This is a genomic window from Acinetobacter pittii, assembly GCF_034067285.1.
In the GTDB taxonomy this organism is placed as follows: domain Bacteria; phylum Pseudomonadota; class Gammaproteobacteria; order Pseudomonadales; family Moraxellaceae; genus Acinetobacter; species Acinetobacter pittii_E.
The window spans coordinates 2704061-2727943 of sequence record NZ_CP139286.1; the positions used below are offsets into that span (position 1 = coordinate 2704061).

The following is a 23883-nucleotide window of genomic DNA, read 5'->3' on the forward strand; positions in this document are numbered from 1 at the left end:
AAAAGTCTAATTTTTAATCATTTCTGTATCTCTATTATTGATACATTTTGAACATTTTACCTTCAGGTTAAAACTGATGTATTTGCTTAATACAAAATAATCATTTATGTAACGTAAGTCTATAAAAATGTTTTAAAAATGTGAAAAAAATTAAGACTAAAATGAGATGAATTTATCATAATAATCCTCTCTTTCCAGTTTCATCACACAAATAATCAATATTATTTTGTCAGTTATTGCCACTCGTTTCCTTTCATTGGCATAGATAATGTATACATCTGTATATTAACCCAGTCGTATTAACGAGATATTTTATGTCCAGCACAAGTCAAGTCGAAGGTCTACAATTTCCGGTACACGCCTCAACAAAAAAACAAAGTACGTCTCGTACAGGCCAAGAGATTTTATCCGAGGCTTTATCTATTGTAGATAATAAAACTGCACAACAAGTGTTGAATGAAAAAAACTGGCGCAAAAATTATCCTATATATTTTAAAGCCCTTGTTAAACAAGGAATTTCTAATATCAACAACCCAATTACCATTGCAAAGCAAGGTTTGCATAAAGCTCATCATATTTTTGATTATTATCGTGATAATAAGCATTACTTTTTAAAAGATGCCGTTCATATTGCTTCATCTAAACCACTTTATACAGTAAAACTTAAAGGTGAAAGTGACGCTGCACCAGAATGGTATGTTCCTTATAAAGGACAAAAGCTCAATGGACAAAGCTTACTAGACCAAATTCAACGCTGGGAAAAGGCTGGTATTATTGAACCAAGCCATGCCAAGGCTTTACGTGAAGCTATTGCACATCCAGAATGGTTCGATTTATCTGACCGTACCATGGTGTTATTTGGAGCTGCCTCAGAAGCAGGTCCTCTACCTTGGTTAGCTAAATGGAAAGCGAATATTGTTGCGGTAGATTTACCCAACTCACGAGTCTGGGGAAAAATCTTAAATACGATTCAAAAAGGCAATGCCACCCTCATTGCACCAAGTGCTGAACAAATTGATTCTTCAGCAAAAGCTTCCGAGCTAAAAGATAAGTTAGGTGCAAACTTACTAACTCAATTACCAGAAATTGCGCAATGGTTAGTGCAGTTTCCGCAAAAGTTAGATTTGGCAGCAATCGCCTATTTAGATGGTGAAAAGCATGTACGCGTTTCCATGGCAATGGACAGTATCATGCAATATGTGAGTGAGCATAAATCTGATACAAGCCTTATGTTTATGTGTACTCCAACCGATGTTTATGCGGTACCAAAGGAAGTTGCAGAGGCTGCTCAAGAGAAATTTAAATCACGCAAAAAAATACAAAAATTAGCAGTAAAAGGTGTTTCCACACTTTCTCTCAATCGTTTTTTTCAAGCGCCATATCAAGACTTGGTTACATGTGAAAATGGAAAAACTTATGGTATTGCTGACTGTTTAGTGGTTGAACAAGGTCCAAACTATGCTTTGGCGAAACGTATTCAACAATGGCGTGCGATTTTGGCTCGTCATCAAGGTCAACGTGTCAGTATTAATATTGCTCCATCAACAACCACTCATTCAGTGACTAAAAATCCATTACTGAAAGCTGCTTTTAATGGCGCAGAGCTTTTTGATGTAGAAGCATTTAGCCCTGAAACCACTAACGCTATTATGGCGGCACTCTGGATTCATGACTTAAGAAATGAGTCTTCTGTAGCAAATCCTGAAACTGTATTGGACCACCCGCTTGAACTTATGATGGAAGGTGCCAACCATGGTGGATTATGGCGTGTGGCTTATTTAGCAAGAACTGCCCTGCCTTTCGCTGCAATTTATGGCTTTGCTACCGAAAAGCTACCTTTTAGAAAATCATCTAAAAAATAAATTTATTAAAGCCCAATCTTAGAATTGGGCTTTTTTCTAGTGTGTCTTTATTTAGCTTGAAAGTGTGATAGATATTTTTGCATTTCATCAGATGGTACCATACCGCCTCCAGTCGCCCATATCACATGATTGGCCTGCTGCAACTGCTCAGCTGTTAACTGATGCAAAGCCAAGTAATCAGGACTCGTCTGAACATAATATGGACCCATCATGCCTGCTACGGCAGAAGGCTCAAGCTGAATATTCTCAGTTCGATTTAAAAGCGTAATGAGCTCATATAAACGTTCATCATGAATGGTGTAGTAACCATCGATTAACTGTTGCATCGCACGTCCGACAAAACCTGAAGCACGCCCTACCGCAAGCCCGTCTGCCGCTGTAACGTTATCAATACCGATGTCATTTACTGAAATCTGATCATGCAAGCCTGTGTGAACACCAAGTAACATACACGGCGAATGTGTTGGTTCCGCAAAGATACAATGTACATGCTCACCAAAAGCCAGTTTTAGTCCAAAACTTACCCCACCTGGGCCACCACCGACGCCACACGGCAAATAAACAAATAATGGGTGTTCAGCATCGACTTTAATTTGTTTTTGCTCAAATTGCTGTTTTAGGCGTATTCCTGCAACGGCATAACCTAAAAATAATGTTGTTGAGTTTTCATCATCAATGAAAAAACAATGGGGATCTCGCTCTGCGGCTTTTCTTCCCTCTTCAACCGCTACGCCATAGTCACTGGCATATTCCACAACATTAACACCCAGTGAACGCAATTTGTCTTTTTTCCACTGTCTCGCATCAGCCGACATATGAACAGTAACTCTAAAGCCGAGTTTGGCGCTCATAATCCCAATAGAAAGCCCCAGGTTGCCTGTAGAACCCACTGCAATTTGGTACTTAGAAAAGAAAGCCCGAAATGAATCTTGATCTAATTTACGATAATCATCTTCTGGTTTGAGTAAGCCTTCCTCAATTGCCAATTTTTCGGCGTGAGTTAAGACTTCATAAATACCACCACGTGCTTTAATAGAACCTGAAATAGGTAAATGGCTATCTTTTTTCAGCCAGAATTTTCCAGTCAGTTGTACTTGTTCTGTTGAAGAAAGTGCTTGTTGCATATGAGCAATTTCGACGATATCTGATTCAATTTTTCCCTGTTGTGTTTGAGTTTCAGGAAATACCTGTGCTAAATAAGGTGCGAAACGCGCCAGTCTTGCTTCTGCTTCCCTTACGTCCTCAGCAGTTAGTCCAACTTTTGCTAAAGCTTCTTTTAAAGGATAGCGATGAGGTGTAAACCAAAATGTCTCTTGATAAGCTTGCAACGTTTTAATAAGTGGGAATTGTTGTTTTAGCTGATCTATTTGAACCGCATCCATAATCTATCCTGATATAAAATTTTAAGCCCAGCCTATGAAGCTGTTTGGCCTACAACAAATATTAATTTATAGCTGAATGTACATTAAAAACAGTCTCAACTTTAAAAACTAGACAAATAAAAAAGCCACTGTGAACAGTGGCTTTAATTTTTTAAATGCTTTTATACAAACTGTAAGAATAACCAGTACAAACCGCCTGATAAGCAGATTGTTGCTGGAAGAGTAAATACCCATGCAGAGAGAATTGTCTTCACGGTATTAAAGTTTAAACCTGATTTATTCGCGACCATCGTACCCGCAACAGCACTGTTTAAAACGTGTGTTGTTGAAACTGGCATACCTAAACCATCGGCAGCTGCAATTGTACTCATCGCGACAAGCTCAGCAGACATCCCTTGACCATAAGTCATGTGATGCTTACCAATACGCTCACCCACAGTCACAACAATACGTTTCCAACCCACCATTGTGCCGAGACCAAGTGCTAAAGCTACCGCTACTTTTACCCAAGTCGGGATGTATTGTAAGAATGAATCTAAGCTACTACGGTATTCTTTCACCAGTTTTTGCTGTGATTGATCCATTTTTGGTAAAGCATCTGCTTTATCCAAACGCTTAAACGTCGTTGTACTCAAATACATGTCATTACGAATTTCGCTAATGGCAGCTTCAGGAATATCTTTTAAGTTGTTATAGCTAGAAACTCGCTCACCCAAGTGATCAGTCATACTTGCCAATGCAGGCACGACTTCAGGAGTTTGCTGTTTAGTTTGAATATATTTAGTCAGAATAACACGTGCTTTTTCATCGGTTAATTCAGGCTGATTTTGATTCAAAAATACGGCAGTTTGAGAAGAAAGCTGATGGAATGATTGAACTTGTTGTGTATCGAGGTTTTTATTTAATGAATAAGCCAATGGCACCAGACCAACCAAAATCAGCATGATGAGACCCATACCCTTTTGACCGTCATTAGAACCATGTGCAAAACTTACACCTGTACAGGTAAAGATCAAGATTGCACGAATGATTGCTGGTGGTGGTTTATTCCCTTCAGGTGGCTGGAATAATTCTAATTGGCGTTTAAAAATAGTTTTAACCAACAAGAATACAATCGCTGCAAAAGCGAAACCAATTAAAGGTGAAAATAATAATGCCTTACCAACTTTAATCACCTGATCCATATCAACACCACTGGTCGTTACGCCAGTCGATGCACTCAATAGATGGTTCATAATGCCCACACCCAAGATTGAACCAATCAAGGTATGAGAACTAGATGCAGGAATACCTAAGAACCATGTACCTAAGTTCCAGAGAATCGCAGCAATAAGAAGCGCAAAAACCATTGCGAAACCCGCACCACTGCCCATATTCATAATCAGTTCAACAGGCAACAATGCAATAATGCCGTAAGCGACTGCGCCGCTTGCAACCATTACCCCAAGAAAATTACAAAAACCAGCCCACATGACTGCAACCGGTGCCGGTAAAGCATTGGTGTAAATTACTGTTGCCACTGCATTTGCAGTATCGTGAAAGCCATTTACAAATTCAAAGCCTAAAGCAATCAAAAGTGCAGTAGATAAAAGAATAACTGAATAAAGGCTCAAAGGTGGTACATGTGCTAAATCAGCACTCACCTGAAATCCGATATAAATAAGTGTTGCAACAATAATCGTCAGAAACACCGGCATAAAAAACTTAGGTGTCGGGACATGTACATTCGTCGATTTGACTTGCAGGTTTGCCGCAAGTTTTGAATCCGAAACAGGGGGTAGATTAGAATTCATGCAGACGGTAAGAGGATAAGAAAATCCTCTGTATTCTTAAATTAAATTATGACAATTATATGACAAAGCAGCGCCTGATGAAGTCAATTTTTCATATTTTGACCTCATTTGATGCACCTTTCCCCTACCTATTTTATTTTTTTATTAAAATACAATAATTTAAACAACTCCATATCTATCGAATTTATGACTATTTTTAAAGCAAAAATATCTAAAAAATTACCTAAACGGCCACTTTTTAAACAACACAATTGTCATAAAACCGAATATTGGAGATGAAATATTTCAATATCATGATCATTTTATGAATATTTGATGAAAAATCAGACTCTACTTTGTCATAAAGCGCTTGTTTGCTGAATAAGTTACAGTGAATGATGGGTCGTTATAGGTCATCTATTGCGCAACTATTCTGTTACAATAGCGCCGCATTTTTAAATTTGTACAATATCGGGGTTTTATATGTCCACGCTTGCCACCCTAAAAGCGCTTCTTGCCAAACGTATTTTGATTATTGATGGTGCAATGGGCACTATGATTCAACGCCATAAATTGGAAGAAGCCGACTACCGTGGTGAGCGTTTTGCCGATTGGGCACATGACTTAAAAGGTAATAATGATCTTTTAGTGCTGACACAACCCCAAATTATTCAAAGTATTCATGAAGCTTATCTTGATGCAGGCGCAGACATTATTGAAACCAATAGCTTTAACGGCACGCGTGTTTCAATGTCTGACTATCACATGGAAGATCTTGTTCCAGAGATTAACCGTGAAGCAGCACGTTTAGCTAAAGCAGCTTGTGAAAAGTATTCAACGCCAGATAAACCGCGTTTTGTCGCAGGTGTGCTTGGGCCAACATCACGTACTTGCTCAATTTCACCGAATGTAAATGACCCTGCCTTTCGTAACATTACCTTTGATGAGCTAAAAGAAAACTATATTGAAGCGACTCATGCGCTCATTGAAGGCGGCGCAGATATCATTTTGATTGAAACCGTATTTGATACATTAAACTGTAAAGCAGCGATTTTTGCGGTCAAAGAAGTCTTTAAACAAATTGGTCGCGAATTACCAATCATGATTTCAGGGACCATTACCGATGCATCGGGTCGTACATTAACAGGTCAAACTGCCGAAGCGTTCTGGAACTCTGTACGTCATGGTGACTTGCTATCGATTGGTTTTAACTGTGCGCTTGGTGCAGATGCAATGCGCCCTCACGTAAAAACTATTTCTGATGTCGCAGATACGTTTGTTTCAGCACATCCAAACGCAGGCTTACCAAACGCTTTTGGTGAATATGATGAAACACCAGAGCAAACTGCAGCATTCTTAAAAGAATTTGCAGAAAGTGGCTTGATTAATATTACTGGTGGTTGCTGTGGTACAACGCCTGACCACATCCGTGCAATTGCCAATGCGGTAAAAGATATTGCACCTCGTCAAGTTCCTGAAACTGTACCGGCTTGTCGTTTAAGTGGTTTAGAACCATTTAATATTTATGATGACTCACTTTTCGTAAACGTGGGTGAACGTACCAACGTTACAGGTTCAAAAAAATTCTTACGCTTAATTCGTGAAGAAAACTTTGCCGAAGCTTTAGAAGTGGCACAGCAGCAAGTTGAAGCTGGCGCACAGATTATCGACATTAATATGGATGAAGGGATGCTCGATTCGCAAAATGCGATGGTGCATTTCTTAAACCTTGTAGCTTCTGAGCCAGATATTTCACGTGTGCCAATTATGATTGACTCATCAAAATGGGAAATCATTGAAGCTGGCTTAAAATGCGTACAAGGTAAACCCGTTGTTAACTCGATTTCATTAAAAGAAGGTTATGACGAGTTTGTCGAAAAAGCTCGCCTGTGCCGCCAATATGGTGCTGCGATTATTGTCATGGCATTTGACGAAACAGGTCAGGCCGACACTGCTGAGCGCAAACGTGAAATCTGTAAACGTTCTTATGATGTATTGGTTAATGATGTAGGCTTCCCTGCTGAAGATATTATATTTGACCCGAACGTGTTCGCGGTAGCAACAGGTATTGAAGAACATAATAATTATGGCGTCGATTTTATTGACGCTACAGGTTGGATTAAACAAAACTTACCTCACGCCATGATTTCTGGTGGTGTATCGAACGTTTCGTTCTCATTCCGTGGTAATGAACCTGTTCGTGAAGCGATTCACTCTGTGTTTTTGTACCATGCCATTAAACAAGGCATGACCATGGGTATTGTAAATGCCGGCCAAATGGCAATTTATGATGATATTCCAACCGAACTTAAAGAAGCAGTTGAAGATGTCATCCTAAACAAAAACCAAGGTGAGTCTGGTCAAGCTGCGACTGAAAAATTACTTGAAGTCGCTGAAAAATATCGTGGACAAGGCGGTGCGGCAAAAGAAGCTGAGAACCTTGAATGGCGTAATGAGTCTGTAGAAAAGCGTCTTGAATATGCCTTAGTTAAAGGTATCACGACTTATATTGATGAAGATACCGAAGAAGCTCGCCTCAAAGCTAAACGTCCTTTAGATGTAATCGAAGGCGCTTTGATGGATGGCATGAATGTCGTTGGTGACTTGTTCGGTTCGGGCAAAATGTTCTTACCACAGGTTGTGAAATCTGCACGTGTTATGAAGCAAGCTGTAGCTTGGCTCAACCCGTACATTGAAGCAGAAAAGACAGGTAGCCAATCTAAAGGTAAGGTCTTGATGGCAACTGTTAAAGGTGACGTACATGATATTGGTAAAAATATTGTAGGCGTAGTACTGGGTTGTAATGGTTATGACATTGTTGACCTTGGCGTGATGGTACCTTGCGAGAAAATCTTGCAAACTGCAATTGATGAAAAATGTGACATCATCGGTTTGTCAGGTCTGATTACCCCATCTTTAGATGAGATGGTCTTTGTTGCGAAAGAAATGCAACGTAAAGGCTTTAACATTCCTTTATTAATTGGTGGCGCGACTACATCAAAAGCACACACAGCAGTAAAAATTGATCCTCAGTATCAAAACGATGCGGTAATTTATGTTGCCGATGCTTCGCGTGCGGTAGGTGTTGCAACGACCCTACTTTCGAAAGAAATGCGTGGAAACTTTATTGCAGAGCACCGTGCTGAATATGCCAAGATCCGTGAACGCCTAGCCAACAAACAGCCAAAAGCTGCAAAATTGACTTATAGCGAGTCAGTTGAAAACGGTTTCAAAATTGACCAAAGCTATGTACCACCAAAACCAAACCTTTTGGGAACACAAGTTTTAACGAACTACCCCCTTGCTACACTCGTCGAGTATTTTGACTGGACACCATTCTTTATTTCTTGGAGCTTGGCAGGTAAATTCCCGAAAATTTTAGAAGATGAAGTGGTTGGTGAAGCTGCAACAGATTTGTACAATCAAGCTCAAGCGATGTTGAAAGATATTATCGGCAATAATCGTTTTGATGCACGTGCTGTATTTGGTATGTTCCCTGCTCAGCGCACAGATGCTGACACAGTGAGTGTATTTGATGAAGCTGGTCAAACTGTTACCCATACGTTTGAGCATTTACGTCAACAATCTGACAAAGTAACAGGTAAGCCAAACTTGTCTTTAGCAGATTACATTCGTGCTGACCGTGAGCAACAGGACTACTTAGGCGGATTCACTGTATCGATTTTTGGTGCAGAAGAACTGGCAAATGAGTACAAAGCCAAAGGTGATGACTACTCTGCAATTTTAGTTCAGTCACTAGCCGACCGTTTTGCTGAAGCCTTTGCAGAACACTTGCATGAACGCATTCGTAAAGAGTTCTGGGGCTATAAAGCTGATGAACAGCTTAGCAATGAAGAGCTGATTAAAGAGAAATATGTCGGTATTCGCCCTGCACCGGGTTACCCTGCTTGCCCAGAGCACTCTGAAAAAGCAGTGTTGTTTGATTGGTTAGGTTCTACCGACAAAATCGGTACCAAACTGACTGAACACTTTGCAATGATGCCGCCATCTTCGGTAAGTGGTTTCTATTATTCGCACCCTCAAAGTGAATACTTTAACGTGGGTAAAATCTCTCAAGACCAACTTGAAGATTATGCGAAACGTAAAGGTTGGACACTGGATGAAGCGAAGCGTTGGTTAGCGCCGAATTTAGATGATTCGATTGTTTAAATTTAAGTAATAAAAAAATCCCCTCAATTGAGGGGATTTTTTTATTTATAGGTATCTTTGAAACTTTCCCTTATTTGAATTTCCTCAACTCTTAAGTGATGCATCATCTCTCGAACAAATACAAAGTAGGTAAAAACATTGCTCATAAGATTAATTTCTTTATAAGCGTAAATTGAACCAGTTTTTCAATATTTAACATTCACAGCTCCATTATTATTAACACTATCTATAATAAAAACCTCTTTAAAAAGATGAAAAATCAATTTTATATTCATCCAGTCCAACTATTACAAAATAGAGTATAAGCATGAAAAAATTAGCAATTTTAGGTGTTACGATTTATAGCTTTGCACAACTTGCAAATGCAGCAACATTAAATGTTAAGCCATATGGTACAACTCAAGACGGTCAAAAAGTTGATCTATACACCATGAGTAATAACAATGGTGTCTCCGTATCATTTATCAGTTTCGGTGGTGTAATTACCCAGATTTTGACTCCTGATGCTCAAGGTAAAAAAAACAATATCGTTTTGGGCTTTGATGACCTAAAAGGTTATGAAGTTACTGACACCAAGGCAGGTATTCATTTTGGTGGATTGATTGGCCGTTATGCGAACCGTATTGGTAATGCTAAATTTAGCTTAGATGGAAAAACGTATAACCTTGAAAAAAATAATGGGCCGAATTCATTACATAGCGGGAATCCTGGTTTTGATAAACGTGTTTGGCAAGTTAAACCCCTCATTTCTAAAGGTGAAACTGTTAAAGCTTCTCTGAAGTTAACCAGTCCAAATGGTGATCAAGGTTTTCCCGGAAAATTAGATGTAGAAGTGATCTATAGTCTTTCAGATCGAAATGAATTCCAAATTGAATATAAGGCCAAAACTGATCAGCCTACAGTCGTTAATCTCACCAACCACAGTTATTTCAATTTATCAGGCGCTGGCAATAACCCTTATGGTGTACTAGATCATGTGGTACAACTCAATGCAGACCGTATATTGGTAACCGATCAAAACTCTTTACCAACAGGTGAAATTGCTTCAGTTGCAGGTACACCTTTTGATTTTCGGACGCCTAAAGCCATTGTGAAAGATATTCGAGCGAATAATCAGCAATTGGCCTATGGATATGGCTATGACCAAACTTGGGTAATTAATCAAAAGTCTCAAGGGAAATTAAATCTTGCAGCTGTTGTGGTTGATCCAAAATCTAAACGAACCATGCAGGTTTTAACCACTGAACCAAGTGTTCAAATGTATACGGCGAATCATTTGCTAGGAAATATTGTTGGCGCAAATGGTGTGCTCTATCGACAAGCAGACGCACTAGCACTAGAAACACAACATTTTCCAGACAGCCCGAATCAACCATCTTTCCCATCTACACGTTTGAACCCAAATCAAACTTATAATAGTGTTACCGTATTTAAATTTGGTATTCAAAAATAGTCTTTTGAACTGGAACTATTTTTATCTAAAAAAGACTCTCAACCAAATATGACTGAGAGTCTTTTCATTTATTTAACTTTTGTGTTTGGTAAAAGTGCTGTTGCAAAACCAAGTAATGGCAACAATGAACATAAACCAAATACCCATTCAATGCCGTTAATATCCGCTAAATGCCCTAGCCCCGCTGCGGCAATACCACTTACCCCAAACATAAGGCCAAACATTAAACCTGCAATCATGCCTACACGGCCTGGAACAGCTTCTTGTGCGTAGACCACCATTGCTGCAAAAGCAGATGACAACACCAAACCTGCAATAATTGAGAAAACGGTTGTCCAAAATAAGTTTGCATACGGCATCATTAATGCAAACGGCGCCATGCCAACAAATGAAACCCAGATCACAGCTTTACGGCCAATTTTGTCGCCAATTGGGCCACCTGCAAATGTGCCTAAAGCAACGGCTGCCAAGAAGGCAAACAAATGCAATTGAGCGGTCTGGATGCTGATATGGAACTTTTGAATAAGATAAAAAGTAAAGTAATTACTAATGCTGGCAATGTAGGTAAATTTGGCAAACATCAACACACTAATTGTGCTCAAAGCAATAATGAGCTTACGACCATGCAATTTAGTATGTGCTTGCGTTGCACGTGCAGCTACCTGATTTTTAGCATGATTCACCGTCCAACGGCTTACCCCAAATAGAACCCAAATCGCTAAAAGTGCAAATATCACTAAGCCCGCAACTGCATGCTGCCCAAACGGTACAATCAATAACGCTGCTAATAACGGGCCAATGGCAGTACCGGTGTTCCCGCCCACTTGGAAAGTGGACTGAGCTGTACCGAAGCGCCCGCCCGATGCCATTCGCGCCACCCGCGAAGCTTCTGGATGAAAAGTTGCAGAGCCTACCCCAATTAGCGCAGATGCACATAACAACACAGCAAAACTTGGTGAAAATGCCAATAAGATAATGCCGCAGAATGTAACCATCATTCCGAGTGGGAGAAGATACGGTTTTGGATGTTTATCGGTATAAAGTCCAATCCAAGGCTGTAGCAGTGACCCTGTAATTTGATATACAAACGAGATCAGGCCGACCTGAGCAAAACTCAGCGAAAAGTTTGCTTTTAGCATTGGATAGATAGCTGGTAGCACTGCCTGAATTAAATCGTTCAGTAAATGTGCGACCGCCACGGCGCCTACAATTTTAATAATCATTCCCTGAGGCTGATCATTTGCAACGGTATTGGCAATACCATCTTTCAATTGTATTGAAGACGTCATACCTGAAAAACTCCAATATTTTTAAATGAGATGCTTATTGTAAATTGTCGCTTATAAAGTTATCTTCCAATAATCGTCGCATAAGTGACAATTTTTAGGATAATTTATGTCCGATTCTCTTATTCAGTCTGATTTGTCTGAACTTGTGATTGGACTCTCTTCTGAACATTCTTACCGAGAAATCACGCCTACTCACACGCATACACGTGCACAGTTTTTATATGCATCCACTGGAAATATTCAGGTTTTTACACCCAATCATGTGTGGATTGTACCGCCCATGTGCGCGTTATGGATTCCAGCACATGTTGAGCACAGCGTGATTTCACTAAGTCACGTTAAGTTAAATACGGCGTTGGTTGAAGTAAATGCAGCCGCTCTAATGGGACAACATTGTTTTATTATTCGAGTCAGTAATCTGTTGCATGAACTTTTGATTCGTTTAAATGAAATTGAGCGAGAAGACGCTCCAAATACTGCGACTTCCCAAGAGCTTTCACGTTCTTTACAAATTTTGATTTTTGAAGAAATTCATCGGGCCAATTTGTTGCCTATCCAGATACCGTGGCCGAAAGACAAACGATTATTAAAAATTTGCCAAGAGTTATTACATACGCCTGACCATTCAAAAGATTTAACAGATTGGGCTGATGATATTGGCGCGAGCTCTAGAACTTTAATGCGTATGTTCCAAAAAGAAACGGGGCTATCTTATCGGGCATGGGTACAGCAAATGCATATTGCACTCGCCTTGAGTAAAATAGCGAATGGCGAATCTATTGCTCAAATTTCAGAATCACTGGGGTATACAAACCCCAGCGCGTTCAGTGCGATGTTTAAGCGACATCTAGGAAAAACACCTCAACAGTTTAGAAGTGCCGCGATGTCGCTATAAGTCTTTTTTTTAGTGCGGATCTCATGCTTTTCTAATAAATCATCGAAATCATGATAGACATGAAGTTCACGATCTTTAGCGGTTCTCGCATGATCTAAACGTTGTTCAGGGTCAACCAAAACAAGGGTATGACCATCATCAATCAGTCGATCTACCCCTTCTAAGAACATACGTTTACCCACATCATGGATAAGTGAAATCTGGGTTAAATCAATCACGATTGTGCTTTGGTCAGTCGTCTCTTCTTGCAAAATACGCAACAACATTTCAGCTTCGGTAAATTTCAATACACCGCGAAGCACATACACACTTAAGGATGCATCCTTACCTGTACGATAATGGCTTTGGACAATAGTTTGTGCAGAAGGCGTACCTTCCATGAGATGTAGTCCCATGTCACGAGATAACCGTTCTAAAATATCGATACCTCGAACACTGTGACCATGCTCATCTAGTCGAGGTGAAAAAGCAGCAATACTGACCTGACCTGGCAGCACCCCCAAGATACCGCCTGCTACACCACTTTTAGCAGGAATACCGACAGTTGAAAGCCAGTCACCCGCCGCATCGTACATACCACAGCTCATCATGACACTAAGCACTTGTCTAACCACCGATCGGTTCAAGAGGCGTTTTCCAGTTTTAGGGTCAACCCCACCATTGGCAAGTACACTGCCCATACGTACCAGATCTTTAACCGTCACCAAAATCGCACATTGACGAATATACCCATTCACAATATCAACTGGATCGGTTTCTAAAATTCCGACAGTTCGTAACATATAACCGATCGAAAGATTACGGTAAGCAGTTTTGACTTCCGAATCATATACAGACTCATCAAAACTTAATTCGCGACCTGCAAGCTCGCTCATAAAGCGGCGTAGAATTTCTGCACTATGTAAACCATGTTTGACCTGAATTAAGGAGTGTGTCGTAATTGCGCCAGAGTTGATCATCGGGTTTTTTGGACGGCCATCTTTACCCAATGAAATTTCATTGAATGCTTCCCCTGAAGGCTCCACTCCTACTTTCGCAAGTACTGCATCAATACCAAGCTGTTGTAAAACATAAGCATATACGAATGGTTTAGAAATCGATTGTATGGTGAATTCAACATCATCATCGCCAACCGAATAAATTTCACCATCTACCGTAGACATTGCTAAAGCTAATCGATCTGGGTTTGCATTTGCCAACTCAGGAATATAATCGGCGAGATGACCGCTGTTATCGATGTCACAGGCTTCAATAACATTTGCCAAATATTCTGGGAGAGGGGTTTTCATGGTTAGTAACCTTAAATGAGGAGATTTACAACATCGCGCAAAATTTCAGCACAACCTGCTGATAATATTAAAATTATATCTTTTGTAATGAGTTAAAAATCACGATATAAGTATTTTAATTCCGTTGTCTTATTTATTTCAAGCTCATTATAGGTTTTTCAAAACTCTAAACTGAAGATTAGCTTATTCTTTCTACAAACAAGATCCCATTTAAATGATCGACTTCATGTTGAACAATACGAGCAGGAAAACCATGAAAAACTGTCTCAACCATTTCACCTTGTAGTGTTAAATATTTAACCTTCACCATTTCTGCACGTTCAACTTGTCCACGCTCATCCGGCACACTTAAACAGCCTTCTTCACCTAAACAAACTTCGTTTGAGAACTCTAAAATTTCAGGATTTACCATGACCACTGCTTCCATTTCGGGTGCATCTGGATAGCGTGGATTTGGTCGAGACGCCACAATAATAACGCGTTTAGAGATATAAACTTGCGGTGCAGCAATCCCTACTCCATTACGCTCAAGCATTGTTGCATGCATAGCGTCAGCAAGCTGATAAAGCCAATTACTGTTTAACTCATTTACCGAAACGGGAGCCGCAATTAGTTTTAAAATATCTTCGCCACGCTTCGCGACAGGTAGAACTACACTCATCCTTTGAATCTCTCATTAAACTGGCTATGACAAGTTTTATTGTGTCGCTGAATGACTCAAAAGAAAAGTCATTCCTACATCTGTTTTTATTTCATCTAAAGCGTTTTTCGTTTTAAAGCTTTTTGTTCTGAGTAAGTCCAATCTACATCGTCCTATAGAACAAATTTCCTCCATTTACTTTTACTTCACTTTTCCATTAATATCCAAACTTCAATTACAACAATTAAGTAAAAAATGGATCAGGACTTAACTTTGCAGGATGCGAACTATCTTAATAAAGAAGATAAACGAACCCTTGCCCTTTCTTCACTGGGTGGAGCTTTAGAATTTTACGATTTTGTGATTTATGTGTTTTACGCCAAAATCATTTCCGACCTCTTTTTCCCCAGCACGCTTAGTCCGTTTTGGGCCATGCTTAATACTTACGGTATTTTTGCAGCAGGTTACTTTTTTAGGCCTTTAGGCGGGGTCGTCATGGCCCATTTTGGTGACTTGGTCGGGCGTAAAAAGTTATTTTCACTTTCTATTTTGCTGATGGCATTGCCTACTCTGTTTATCGGGATTTTGCCTACCTTTGAAAATATTGGGTATTTGGCCCCCCTACTGTTATTGCTCATGCGTGTGGTGCAAGGTATTGCGATTGGGGGGGAAATTCCGGCCGCGTGGACCTTTGTGTCTGAACACGTGCCTGAAAGAAAAATTGGACTGGCAAATGGTTTATTAACTGCCGGACTGTCTTTAGGAATTTTACTAGGTGCGCTCATGTCTTTATGGATTTCGCTAAACTTTAGTGAAGGACAAATTCATGACTGGGCATGGCGGATTCCTTTTATTGCAGGTGGTATTTTTGGTCTGATTGCACTTTATTTACGGACCTATTTAAAAGAAACACCTGTGTTTAAAGCCATGCAGGCACGTAAAGAAATTTCAAAAGAAATGCCTGTAAAACAAGTCTTAAAAACGCATAAAACAGCCGTTGCGATTGGCATGTTATTTACATGGTTTTTAACGGGCTGTGTGGTGGTGGTGATTTTAGCCATGCCCAACCTACTGATTGGTTCATTTGGTTTTGAACGCGCACAAACTTTTGAAATGCAAAGCGCAGCTATTGTCATGCAAATGGTCGGCTGTATTTTGGCAGGTTATTTTGCTGACCGTTTCGGTTGTGGCAAAGTCATGATGGTCGGCGCACTTGCCGTCGCACTCACAGCAGCAGTTTTTTATAACAGTTTGGGGCACGCGGCACATTCAACCATTTTTGGTTTATATATGTTGTTGGGGCTATGTTCAGGTACTGTCGGCATGGTGTCGAGCAGTATGGTCAAAATGTTCCCCGCGCCTGTGCGTTTTTCAGGTATTTCATTTTCTTATAATTTGTCTTATGCAATTGTGGGCGGTATGACACTGCCTTTAGTGCATTGGCTCAGTCAATATAGTGATATTGGTGCGATGTATTATATTTTCGCGCTGACCATTTTGGCCTTTGTAACTGCTTTTGTATTTTGGAATAAGTTTGAAAAAAACAGATATTAAAAGCCTCAATATGTGAAATAAAAAACCACGCCAATTGCGTGGTTTTTTAATGCAGTTCAGTTTAGAAAGTAAACCCAATATTAAAGTTTAAACGATATAGCCATTTATCACTATTTGGCGAAGTTGCAGAGGTATAACCCGTTGAGTTGGTCGAACCACCAATAATATTTGAGTTTTTACCCCACGTATAATCCGCCCAAACCATAAATGGTGAAGCAATAAACATCATACCTGTGGTGTTCATTTGCGAATCAGACCAATCATCACGTTTTTTATCGAGATAACTATAATCATTATAAAACTTAATGGCTTTTAGCTTACCCATATTGGTGACAGGCAACGTATAGGCAAGGTTTAAACTGGCAATGGTCCCTTCTGAAGCAATAAAGTAAGCAGGTGTAAAACCATTATTGCCCATTAAAGTCACATCATTACTTACACCATCCGGATTTTTAGCATCGTATTGATAGTGAATAACCGAACTTTGTAAGTTAAAACGTTTGTAGTTATTTTCGGTATGCAAACCGACTGCATAATATTTACCGTCTTTATCGGTCATTTTATTATGTAGCTGAGCAATTGCCCCCGAAACACCAAACTCTTGCTTACCAAAATCGGTCTCTAACTTGCGCACAATGCGAGTATTAAACTGATGACGTTTTTCATTCTGATAAGCTTTTTGAGATGGAAATGCGTTTTCTTCCAAGTCATCATAAGTTGCACTTTCAGGGGAGTAACGCAAGTTCGTCTCTAGCATTTGCGGATAATAGCCGAGTTTTACATCCCAATCTTTATCGTGATAATTCCAGTTGACGCCTGGCGCAATGTTGTTGCCATAACCTAGAAAGAATGGAATGTGGTAAGTCCAGCCATTTTGCGGATAGGGATAAATCGTAAATGGTTTATAAACCAGTCCTGCTTCAATGCTGTTATTAGCATCAAGGTTATAACCCACATATGCTTTTTCAATGGACGTTTTCTGTTGGTCTTGAAACAGATAGCTGGCGTTGAGGTATGCATCATCAAACTTACCTTTGAGATCTACCCTGAAAATATCAAAATAGAGCTTACCAAAACCGCGGTTTGGCCCTTCCCAATCTTCATAGCGTTGATTTAAGCGAACCACCCCACCTAACTTTAATGAGTCGGTGCCATCATCACTTTTCCATTCAAGCAATGAATCTTTTGCAAAAGCATTGACACTTACCCCCAGCGTAAGCTGCGCAATGAATGCCATGATCAATGAAGTCTTTTTCATCTCTACATCCTTGATTGAGTTCCAGCGTCCTGCTGGAACTTTATTTGTTTTACCTGTAAAACTTCGTTTTTATTGTTTTTTAGACAAAAAAATTTATCTAAAAAAAGGATGGCTTAGCAGCTCCCATCGCATATGTACTAAACCATCCAAACTGGTTAATACAGTTTCTTTTGCGGTGGACCCGCAAAGTTTAACGGCCCAATCGAGTTCATATCGAGCTCAATCACAGTTGGTCCTTCAAAAGCGACAGCCTCTTGAATAACCGTTTTAAACTCATCTGCACTACCCACTTTCCAGCTCTTCACACCCATTGATTCGCCAAGAAGTTTGTAGTCAGGTGTATGTAATTCATTGAAATACTGACGACCACCAAAGTAGTTATTTTGAATGCCACGCATTACACCATAACCACCATCATTCATAATCATGAGGACCATGTTGGTGTTTTCTTGCACCATGGTTGCAATCTCGCCAATACCAAGCATTAAGCCGCCATCGCCGACTAAACCAATTACTTTTTTGTCAGGGTTAGCAACTGAGGCACCGATTGCTGTTGCAAGACCTAGACCAATTGCACCTGCGAGTGAATGGATATTTTGGTTGGGTGCTTGTACAGGGAATAAACGGCTGCCCCATGTACTGCCCGACATGGTGATGTCTCGTACAAAAATACCGTCTTGCGGTAAAGCTGCACGTAAGTGATCACAAATCAGAGCGTATTGGTCGATTTGCTTGCGCAGTGCATCAATTGCAGCCTGTTTAGCAGCCACTACAGCAGCATCGTAGTCAGCATCAACTTTTGAAGTCCCTTGAAGCTGTTCTAACACACGTGTTAAGACATCTTTAGCATCGCCACAAATGAAGTTGCGGATTTTGTAATTACGTTGCTGAGCCACAGGGTTAGCATCAACCTGAATAATATTTTCAGGAAACTCAACCGAATAGGTTTTAGTTTCATTACTACGTAAACGGGAACCCACCACAACCATTAAGTCAGCATCTTTTAATAGTTGCTCAACACCTGCCGAGTTATGGAATGCACCTAAACTACGTGGATGATCATCTGCCAGCACACCGCGGCCGTGTGTAGATGAAACAACTGGAATACCTAAATCTGCAATTGCTTTAACTTCGGCAATACTATTTAAAGTTCCACCACCAATCCAGAAAATCGGGCGTTTTGCTTTTTTGATTTCATTCACAAGAAGATCAATTTCAGCTTGTTCTGCCTGTGGCAATTCAAGTGCTTTCACTGGGCCTAAATTAAGTGGCAAATCAATTTCTGCTGCTTGTACATCAATTGGTAACTCAACACTGACAGGTCCCATTGGAACAGTCGTTGCCACACGAATGGCTTCACGAATCACCCCAACAGCATTGTCTGGACTAGTAATGCGAAATGCCGCTTTGCTTGATGCACGTAAAAACGTAAGTTGGTCTTTAGTTTCATGAATGAAACTTGCATCACGGTCGAGATATTCACGCTCAACTTGACCTGTTAAATGCAATACAGGGCTACCCGCATTCATTGCTTCAATGAGTGAACCCACCGCATTACCAGCCCCAGCACCGGTACTGGTCAACGCCACACCTAGGCCTTTAAAACGCGAGTGCGCATCTGCCATGGTGACTGCACCTGCCTCACCACGCGCTGCGACAAAGCGCATTTTTTCACGGCGTCCTACTGCATCAGCAATAGGTAAATTGTGAATGGAAATAACACCATAAATACTATCAACTTGGTGCGCTTCTAAAACTCTTGCGATTGCTTCGCCTACATTTACACGTTCAGTCATGTCTGTTCCTCAAAATTTGTTTTCAGTCCTTGAATTTATTAATCGCACCAAGGGTTAGGCTGTTCATTCAGCCCCATATAAATACTCTTTTGTTGCATGTACGATAAAATGCCCAAACGGCCTTTCTCGCGTCCAATTCCACTGTCCTTAAAGCCACCAAACGGCGCACTAATCGAGAACTTTTTATAGGTATTAATCCATACCGTACCCACTTCTAACGCACGTGCGATGCGCCAAGCTTTACGATAGCTTTCAGTCCAGATACCTGCGGCAAGACCAAAACAACTGTCATTGGCTTGAGCAATTAAATCTTGCTCGTTGTCATATTTCATAACGACTAAAACAGGGCCAAAAATTTCTTCCTGACAAGTTTGAGCACTGTTATTTAAGCCCGTGATAATGGTCGGTAAGTAATAGCTTCCTTTGGCATAGTCACCAGTGGTAAGCGCTTCACCACCAATCAGAACCTGACCACCTTCGCTTTTGGCAAGCTGCACATAGCGATCAACTGACTGCAAATGCTTGTCATTGACCAGTGGCCCTAAATGCACACCTGCCTGTTCCGGATGGCCCACACGTAAGCCTTTGGTAATTTCAACCAAACGTGTTAAAAACTGATCGTAAAGACTGCTATGAATAAACAAGCGAGAACCTGCGATACACGCTTGGCCTGCCGAGCTAAAAATACCGTACGCGACACCTTTAGCTGCCAGTTCGACGTCTGCATCAGGTAAAACGATGGTTGGTGACTTTCCACCCAACTCAAGTGAAGTGGTAATCAGTTTGTCAGCGGCAATGTGTGCCAAATGACGCCCTGTGGTTGTTCCACCTGTAAAAGAAATTTTACGAACCAATGGGTGCTGAGCAATTGCATCACCAATGATCGAACCACGCCCAACCAACACACTCAGCAAACCTTTTGGTAAACCTGCCTCTTCAAAAATTTTGGCAAGCTCTAAAGCAATCAGTGAAGTTGCTTCTGCTGGTTTTAACACCACTGCATTTCCTGCTACTAAAGCTGGAGCAAGCTTTTGAACTTCACTTGCGATTGGAGAGTTCCAAGGGGTAATTGCTGCCACAACGCCTACAGGTTCATGCACACTCATGGTCATAAAGTCTGGAGCACGCTGAGTGGTGAGCTCATCATTCATTGTTTCACAAGCCGCCGCAACATAACGTGCAGTCGCCGCAGCGCTCATGACCAAGCCACGAGTTTCGGTTAAAGGCTTACCATTATCGCGTGTTTGTAATTTTGCTAATTCATCTACACGCGCTTCAATAATGTCTGCAACTTTGTAGAGAATACGTGCGCGCTCATGCGGCAAGCTGTTTCTCCAGTTCGGTTGGCGCCAAGCCTGATCTGCTTTTTCAATTGCTTCATTTACATCTTCAAGCGTTGCTGTTGAAAGCTCAGCGTTTACCGACTGATCTGCCGGAAACAGGCTTTGAATGACTGCACCACGGCCTAATCGCCATTCACCTGCAATATAAATTTCCTTTGCCATGATCAAATCCTTCTTAAATCTGTATTGCTTCTACACTGTTGCGACAAGCACGAATCACGCTAAGCGCAGCCAAAGTTGATGTTTTCGGGTTACTTGGCAGCGGCACACCCACCAGTTCGATGGTCATTTGTCCAAAGCCACCTTCTGCCACAATGGTGTGTTTGTTTTTGTTGATGGTTGGATCAACAGTTAATTCGACCATGGTTTCATCCATTCCAAGCCCTGCAAGCGCAATGGTTGCTGCAACGTTGGCATTGGCTGGAAATTTGGTCGCAGCTTCACGCGCAGTTCCTGTGAAAAAGACCGTAGCTTCAGAAACATGATCTAAATCGACCAATTGCTCTGCATAACTACCCTTCCAGCTTTTTGGACTTTTACAGCCTTTGTAAGTGACTTTTTGCAGGCCACCTTCTTTAGCCGCAGAAATACCGTCAATACCTGCGATAGCGCCTGCCAGTAAATGCAGATGGGCATCATTTTTTTCGGCAGTTTGCTTAAGCTGAACCAAAAACTCGTTATCAGCTAAAGTACCCACCGAGATCAAACCAATGGTCCAGCCTTTCGCTAAAACTTTTTGAGCATGCTCTTTCACAGCTGCTTGACCTGCCACCTCAATGACATAGTCTGGCGTACCATCACATTGCTCAATATCGGAAATCACCTGAATCTCGGAAGAGACTTGTGACTGCACTTTTTCAATACTGCGAGATGGCACGACAATCCATTTGAGTTGCAGATCTTGAGGCAAGTGGGCATACACTTCTGCTGCCATTGCGCCAAAACCAATCATCATCAACTTTTTCATGACAGCACCTAATATTTATAAATGTTTATTAAAACCACCCGAGACATCTATTGCCGAACCTGTGGTGTAAGATGCCAATGGTGATGCCAAGAAAACTAAAGCACGTGCAGGCTCTTCTGGTCGGCCTAAACGCTGCATAGGAATGCCACGGTTTTTTGCGATATTGCCTGTCCACTCTTCCCATGACAGATTTAAATCTGAACGGGTTTCATAACGGCGTTTCCACTGCGCAGATTCGACCATACCGAGTAAAATCGAGTTCACACGAACACCATATTGAGTAAACTCATGCGCTAAAGAATGGGTTAAATTCAACAGTGCAGCGCGTGCAGATGAAGTCGCAATCATGTGCGGTTCCGGTTGCAACGCAAGTAACGAGTTCACATTGGTAATTGAGGCATTTGCCGACTGTTTTAAGTCGTCAAGAAAAGCCCGTACCGGATGTAGAACACTGAAATATTTCAGCTCGATTTCTTTCATCCAGTCTTCATCTTGCGTATTTTCAAAATTTGAAACACGGCCTTGCCCAGCATTGTTAATGAGCATGTCCACATTGCCCAAATTGAGTTTGACGTCTTTGGCAAATTGCTGAACTTCTTCTTTTTTCAATACATTGCATGCTTTAGTAAAAATATTGGCATGCGGAAATTTTTCTAAAATATAGTGCTTAGAAGCATTTAAACGTTCTTCATCGCGACCACACCAAGCTACTTTTGCACCCTCTGCAACCAGTATTTCAACAGCAGCCAGCCCAATCCCAGATGAGCCACCGGTAACAACTGCAACTTTTCCTTCAACTTGGAAGCTCATAATCCTTAATCTCTCTTACGATTGTTCCTGAATCGTCAACATAATTTGGTTAAATGCTTGCGGTTGGTCGACATAACTTAAATGTCCTGCGTCTTCTATGACGAAGCGCTGTTCCAACTGCAATTCCTGAGCAAGCTCTTGTATACCTAACGCAGGAGTGATTTGATCTTGCTGCCCTGCAATTACTGTGCATGGGACTTTTAAATCGGTTAAATAATTACGTATTTCGTCATATGCCAGTAAGTAAGATGCATGTGTGAAACCCTGTAGAGTCAACTGTTGCATCACCTCTGAAACTAAAGCTAAGGCTTGTGGCTCTTGTTTATAAATCAAATGAGGTCCACGGCTTTCGGCCATTCCTTTAGCACCTAACTCTTTCAACATTTTTGGTCTTTTTTCAAAAACCTGAATTTGTGTCTGTTCATCGTGGCGTTGGTAGCCTTGCGCTAAATTAGCGACGACCAAGTGTTCCACTCGCTCTGGGTAAAGTGCAGCAAATGCACTCGCCTGTAAGGCACCTAATGAGTGTCCGACCACAATGGCTTTTTCAATTTTTAAAACATCGAACAATGCTGCTAAACGCTTTGCGTAGTCGGTCGCATTGGGTTGATCCGTTAAAAGTTCATCTGATTTGCCATAGCCCGGTGCGTCCCAGGCAATGACATGAAAATGATGAGACAACACTTCAAGTTGGTTCACCCATGAAGCAGAACCTGAACTAATGCCGTGCAACAGCACAAGGTACTCGCCCTGACCAGCTTCCCGATAGGCTTGTTGCTGACCTTGAACAGTCACGGTTTTCACCGGAAATTCTGCTAACTTTTCAATGAGTGTCATCATTTTCAATTCTTTCCTTTCATTCACTTCATCAAACAATTAACGTTTGATTTGAGACAATGGATGCTCTGGTGGATAGTTCGGAATGGTTGGTTTACCTGCTCCCAACATCACACACATCAAGGCATCTTCTTGACCTGGGTTAAATAAACCGCGGTAAATACCCGGTGGAATTGAAATCAGGTCACGCTCTTTTAAACGAGTCTCAAATTTTTCGCCGTTGTGTTCAATGAACAAATCAATTTCGCCGCGGAGCATAAAGAACACTTCTTCAACATCGTGGTGAATATGTAAAGGGCCTTCACACTGTGGTGGCAGAACCATGGTTGAAAACGTGAAGTTTTCTGCCGGAACGGTGTTACCGTCATTTACGACACCTGTTGCACCCGTACCCATATAACGCATTTGTGCACGGCGATATTTCGGGTCGTAATCTGCTTGGAACTTCAAAGCATCGAAGTCATATTTACGTGTCTCAAAGCGAGCAATACGTGTGTTTAACCAATCTTCTAAAGAAGTACCTTCTGGTTGTGCCCATGATTCGAATTGTTGTGTAGTCATTTTTT

The 23883-nt window shown here is 41.0% G+C and carries 17 protein-coding genes and 1 pseudogene; 5 read left to right on the forward strand and 13 right to left on the reverse strand.

All coding sequences use genetic code 11. The features are described from left to right. Positions 1-314 precede the first annotated feature (314 nt). Complete coding sequence (locus SOI81_RS12795; protein WP_239975554.1) at positions 315-1862, forward strand: hypothetical protein; 1548 nt, start codon at positions 315-317, stop codon at positions 1860-1862. Between the two features lie 47 nt (positions 1863-1909). Here the strand turns inward: SOI81_RS12795 and dsdA are convergent, their stop codons facing one another. Continuing rightward, positions 1910-3244 carry a D-serine ammonia-lyase gene (gene dsdA, locus SOI81_RS12800; protein ID WP_239975553.1) on the reverse strand — a complete coding sequence of 445 codons (1335 nt, stop codon included), beginning with the start codon at positions 3242-3244 and terminating at the stop codon, positions 1910-1912. Positions 3245-3405: 161 nt separating this feature from the next. Beyond that, entirely contained in the window at positions 3406-5037 is a 1632-nt protein-coding gene (pitA, locus tag SOI81_RS12805; RefSeq protein ID WP_016141919.1) for an inorganic phosphate transporter, read from the reverse strand. Positions 5038-5499: 462 nt separating this feature from the next. On the opposite strand from pitA, the gene metH reads away from it, so the two are divergent. Further along, positions 5500-9186 (forward strand): methionine synthase, encoded by a 3687-nt coding sequence (metH, locus tag SOI81_RS12810; RefSeq protein ID WP_239975552.1) that lies wholly within the window; start codon positions 5500-5502, stop codon positions 9184-9186. 41 nt (positions 9187-9227) lie between these two features. Here metH and SOI81_RS12815 read toward each other — a convergent pair. After that, positions 9228-9323 (reverse strand): annotated as a pseudogene (locus tag SOI81_RS12815) (hypothetical protein); the annotation flags it as partial. 170 nt (positions 9324-9493) lie between these two features. Between SOI81_RS12815 and mro the strand changes: the two are divergent. Then, a complete protein-coding gene (gene mro / locus SOI81_RS12820) occupies positions 9494-10639 on the forward strand; it encodes an aldose epimerase family protein (protein ID WP_320540876.1) in 1146 nt (381 codons plus the stop codon). A gap of 68 nt (positions 10640-10707) precedes the next feature. Here the strand turns inward: mro and fsr are convergent, their stop codons facing one another. Next, entirely contained in the window at positions 10708-11928 is a 1221-nt protein-coding gene (gene fsr, locus SOI81_RS12825; RefSeq protein ID WP_320137510.1) for an MFS transporter, read from the reverse strand. Positions 11929-12034: 106 nt separating this feature from the next. Here fsr and SOI81_RS12830 point away from each other — a divergent pair, with 106 nt between their 5' ends. Further along, a complete protein-coding gene (locus tag SOI81_RS12830; protein WP_062849265.1) occupies positions 12035-12823 on the forward strand; it encodes an AraC family transcriptional regulator in 789 nt (262 codons plus the stop codon). Here the strand turns inward: SOI81_RS12830 and glsA are convergent. Then, on the reverse strand, positions 12790-14112 hold the full coding sequence (glsA, locus tag SOI81_RS12835) for a glutaminase (RefSeq protein ID WP_016141924.1): 1323 nt from the start codon (positions 14110-14112) through the stop codon (positions 12790-12792). The genes SOI81_RS12830 and glsA overlap by 34 nt on opposite strands. A gap of 178 nt (positions 14113-14290) precedes the next feature. Next, positions 14291-14773 (reverse strand): peptide deformylase, encoded by a 483-nt coding sequence (gene def / locus SOI81_RS12840; protein WP_016141925.1) that lies wholly within the window; start codon positions 14771-14773, stop codon positions 14291-14293. Positions 14774-15007: 234 nt separating this feature from the next. Here def and proP point away from each other — a divergent pair, with 234 nt between their 5' ends. Beyond that, the gene (gene proP / locus SOI81_RS12845; RefSeq protein WP_125739169.1) at positions 15008-16306 is read left to right on the forward strand and encodes an MFS transporter; all 1299 of its coding nucleotides are present in this window, start codon (positions 15008-15010) and stop codon (positions 16304-16306) included. A 61-nt stretch (positions 16307-16367) separates the two neighbouring features. Here the strand turns inward: proP and SOI81_RS12850 are convergent, their stop codons facing one another. The 7 genes from SOI81_RS12850 to SOI81_RS12880 all read right to left on the reverse strand — a co-directional run bounded on the left by SOI81_RS12850 (position 16368) and on the right by SOI81_RS12880 (position 23878). Further along, a complete protein-coding gene (locus tag SOI81_RS12850; RefSeq protein WP_239975548.1) occupies positions 16368-17564 on the reverse strand; it encodes a hypothetical protein in 1197 nt (398 codons plus the stop codon). 155 nt (positions 17565-17719) lie between these two features. Beyond that, the gene (locus tag SOI81_RS12855; protein ID WP_239975547.1) at positions 17720-19360 is read right to left on the reverse strand and encodes a thiamine pyrophosphate-binding protein; all 1641 of its coding nucleotides are present in this window, start codon (positions 19358-19360) and stop codon (positions 17720-17722) included. A 38-nt stretch (positions 19361-19398) separates the two neighbouring features. After that, complete coding sequence (locus SOI81_RS12860; RefSeq protein WP_320540877.1) at positions 19399-20865, reverse strand: aldehyde dehydrogenase; 1467 nt, start codon at positions 20863-20865, stop codon at positions 19399-19401. Positions 20866-20878: 13 nt separating this feature from the next. Continuing rightward, entirely contained in the window at positions 20879-21670 is a 792-nt protein-coding gene (gene nadX / locus SOI81_RS12865) for an aspartate dehydrogenase (RefSeq protein WP_061875613.1), read from the reverse strand. 15 nt (positions 21671-21685) lie between these two features. Next, entirely contained in the window at positions 21686-22480 is a 795-nt protein-coding gene (locus SOI81_RS12870; protein WP_004703156.1) for an SDR family oxidoreductase, read from the reverse strand. 15 nt (positions 22481-22495) lie between these two features. After that, entirely contained in the window at positions 22496-23320 is an 825-nt protein-coding gene (locus tag SOI81_RS12875; RefSeq protein ID WP_016141931.1) for an alpha/beta fold hydrolase, read from the reverse strand. A gap of 36 nt (positions 23321-23356) precedes the next feature. After that, the gene (locus SOI81_RS12880) at positions 23357-23878 is read right to left on the reverse strand and encodes a cupin domain-containing protein (protein WP_320540878.1); all 522 of its coding nucleotides are present in this window, start codon (positions 23876-23878) and stop codon (positions 23357-23359) included. Between the last annotated feature and the right edge of the window lie 5 nt (positions 23879-23883).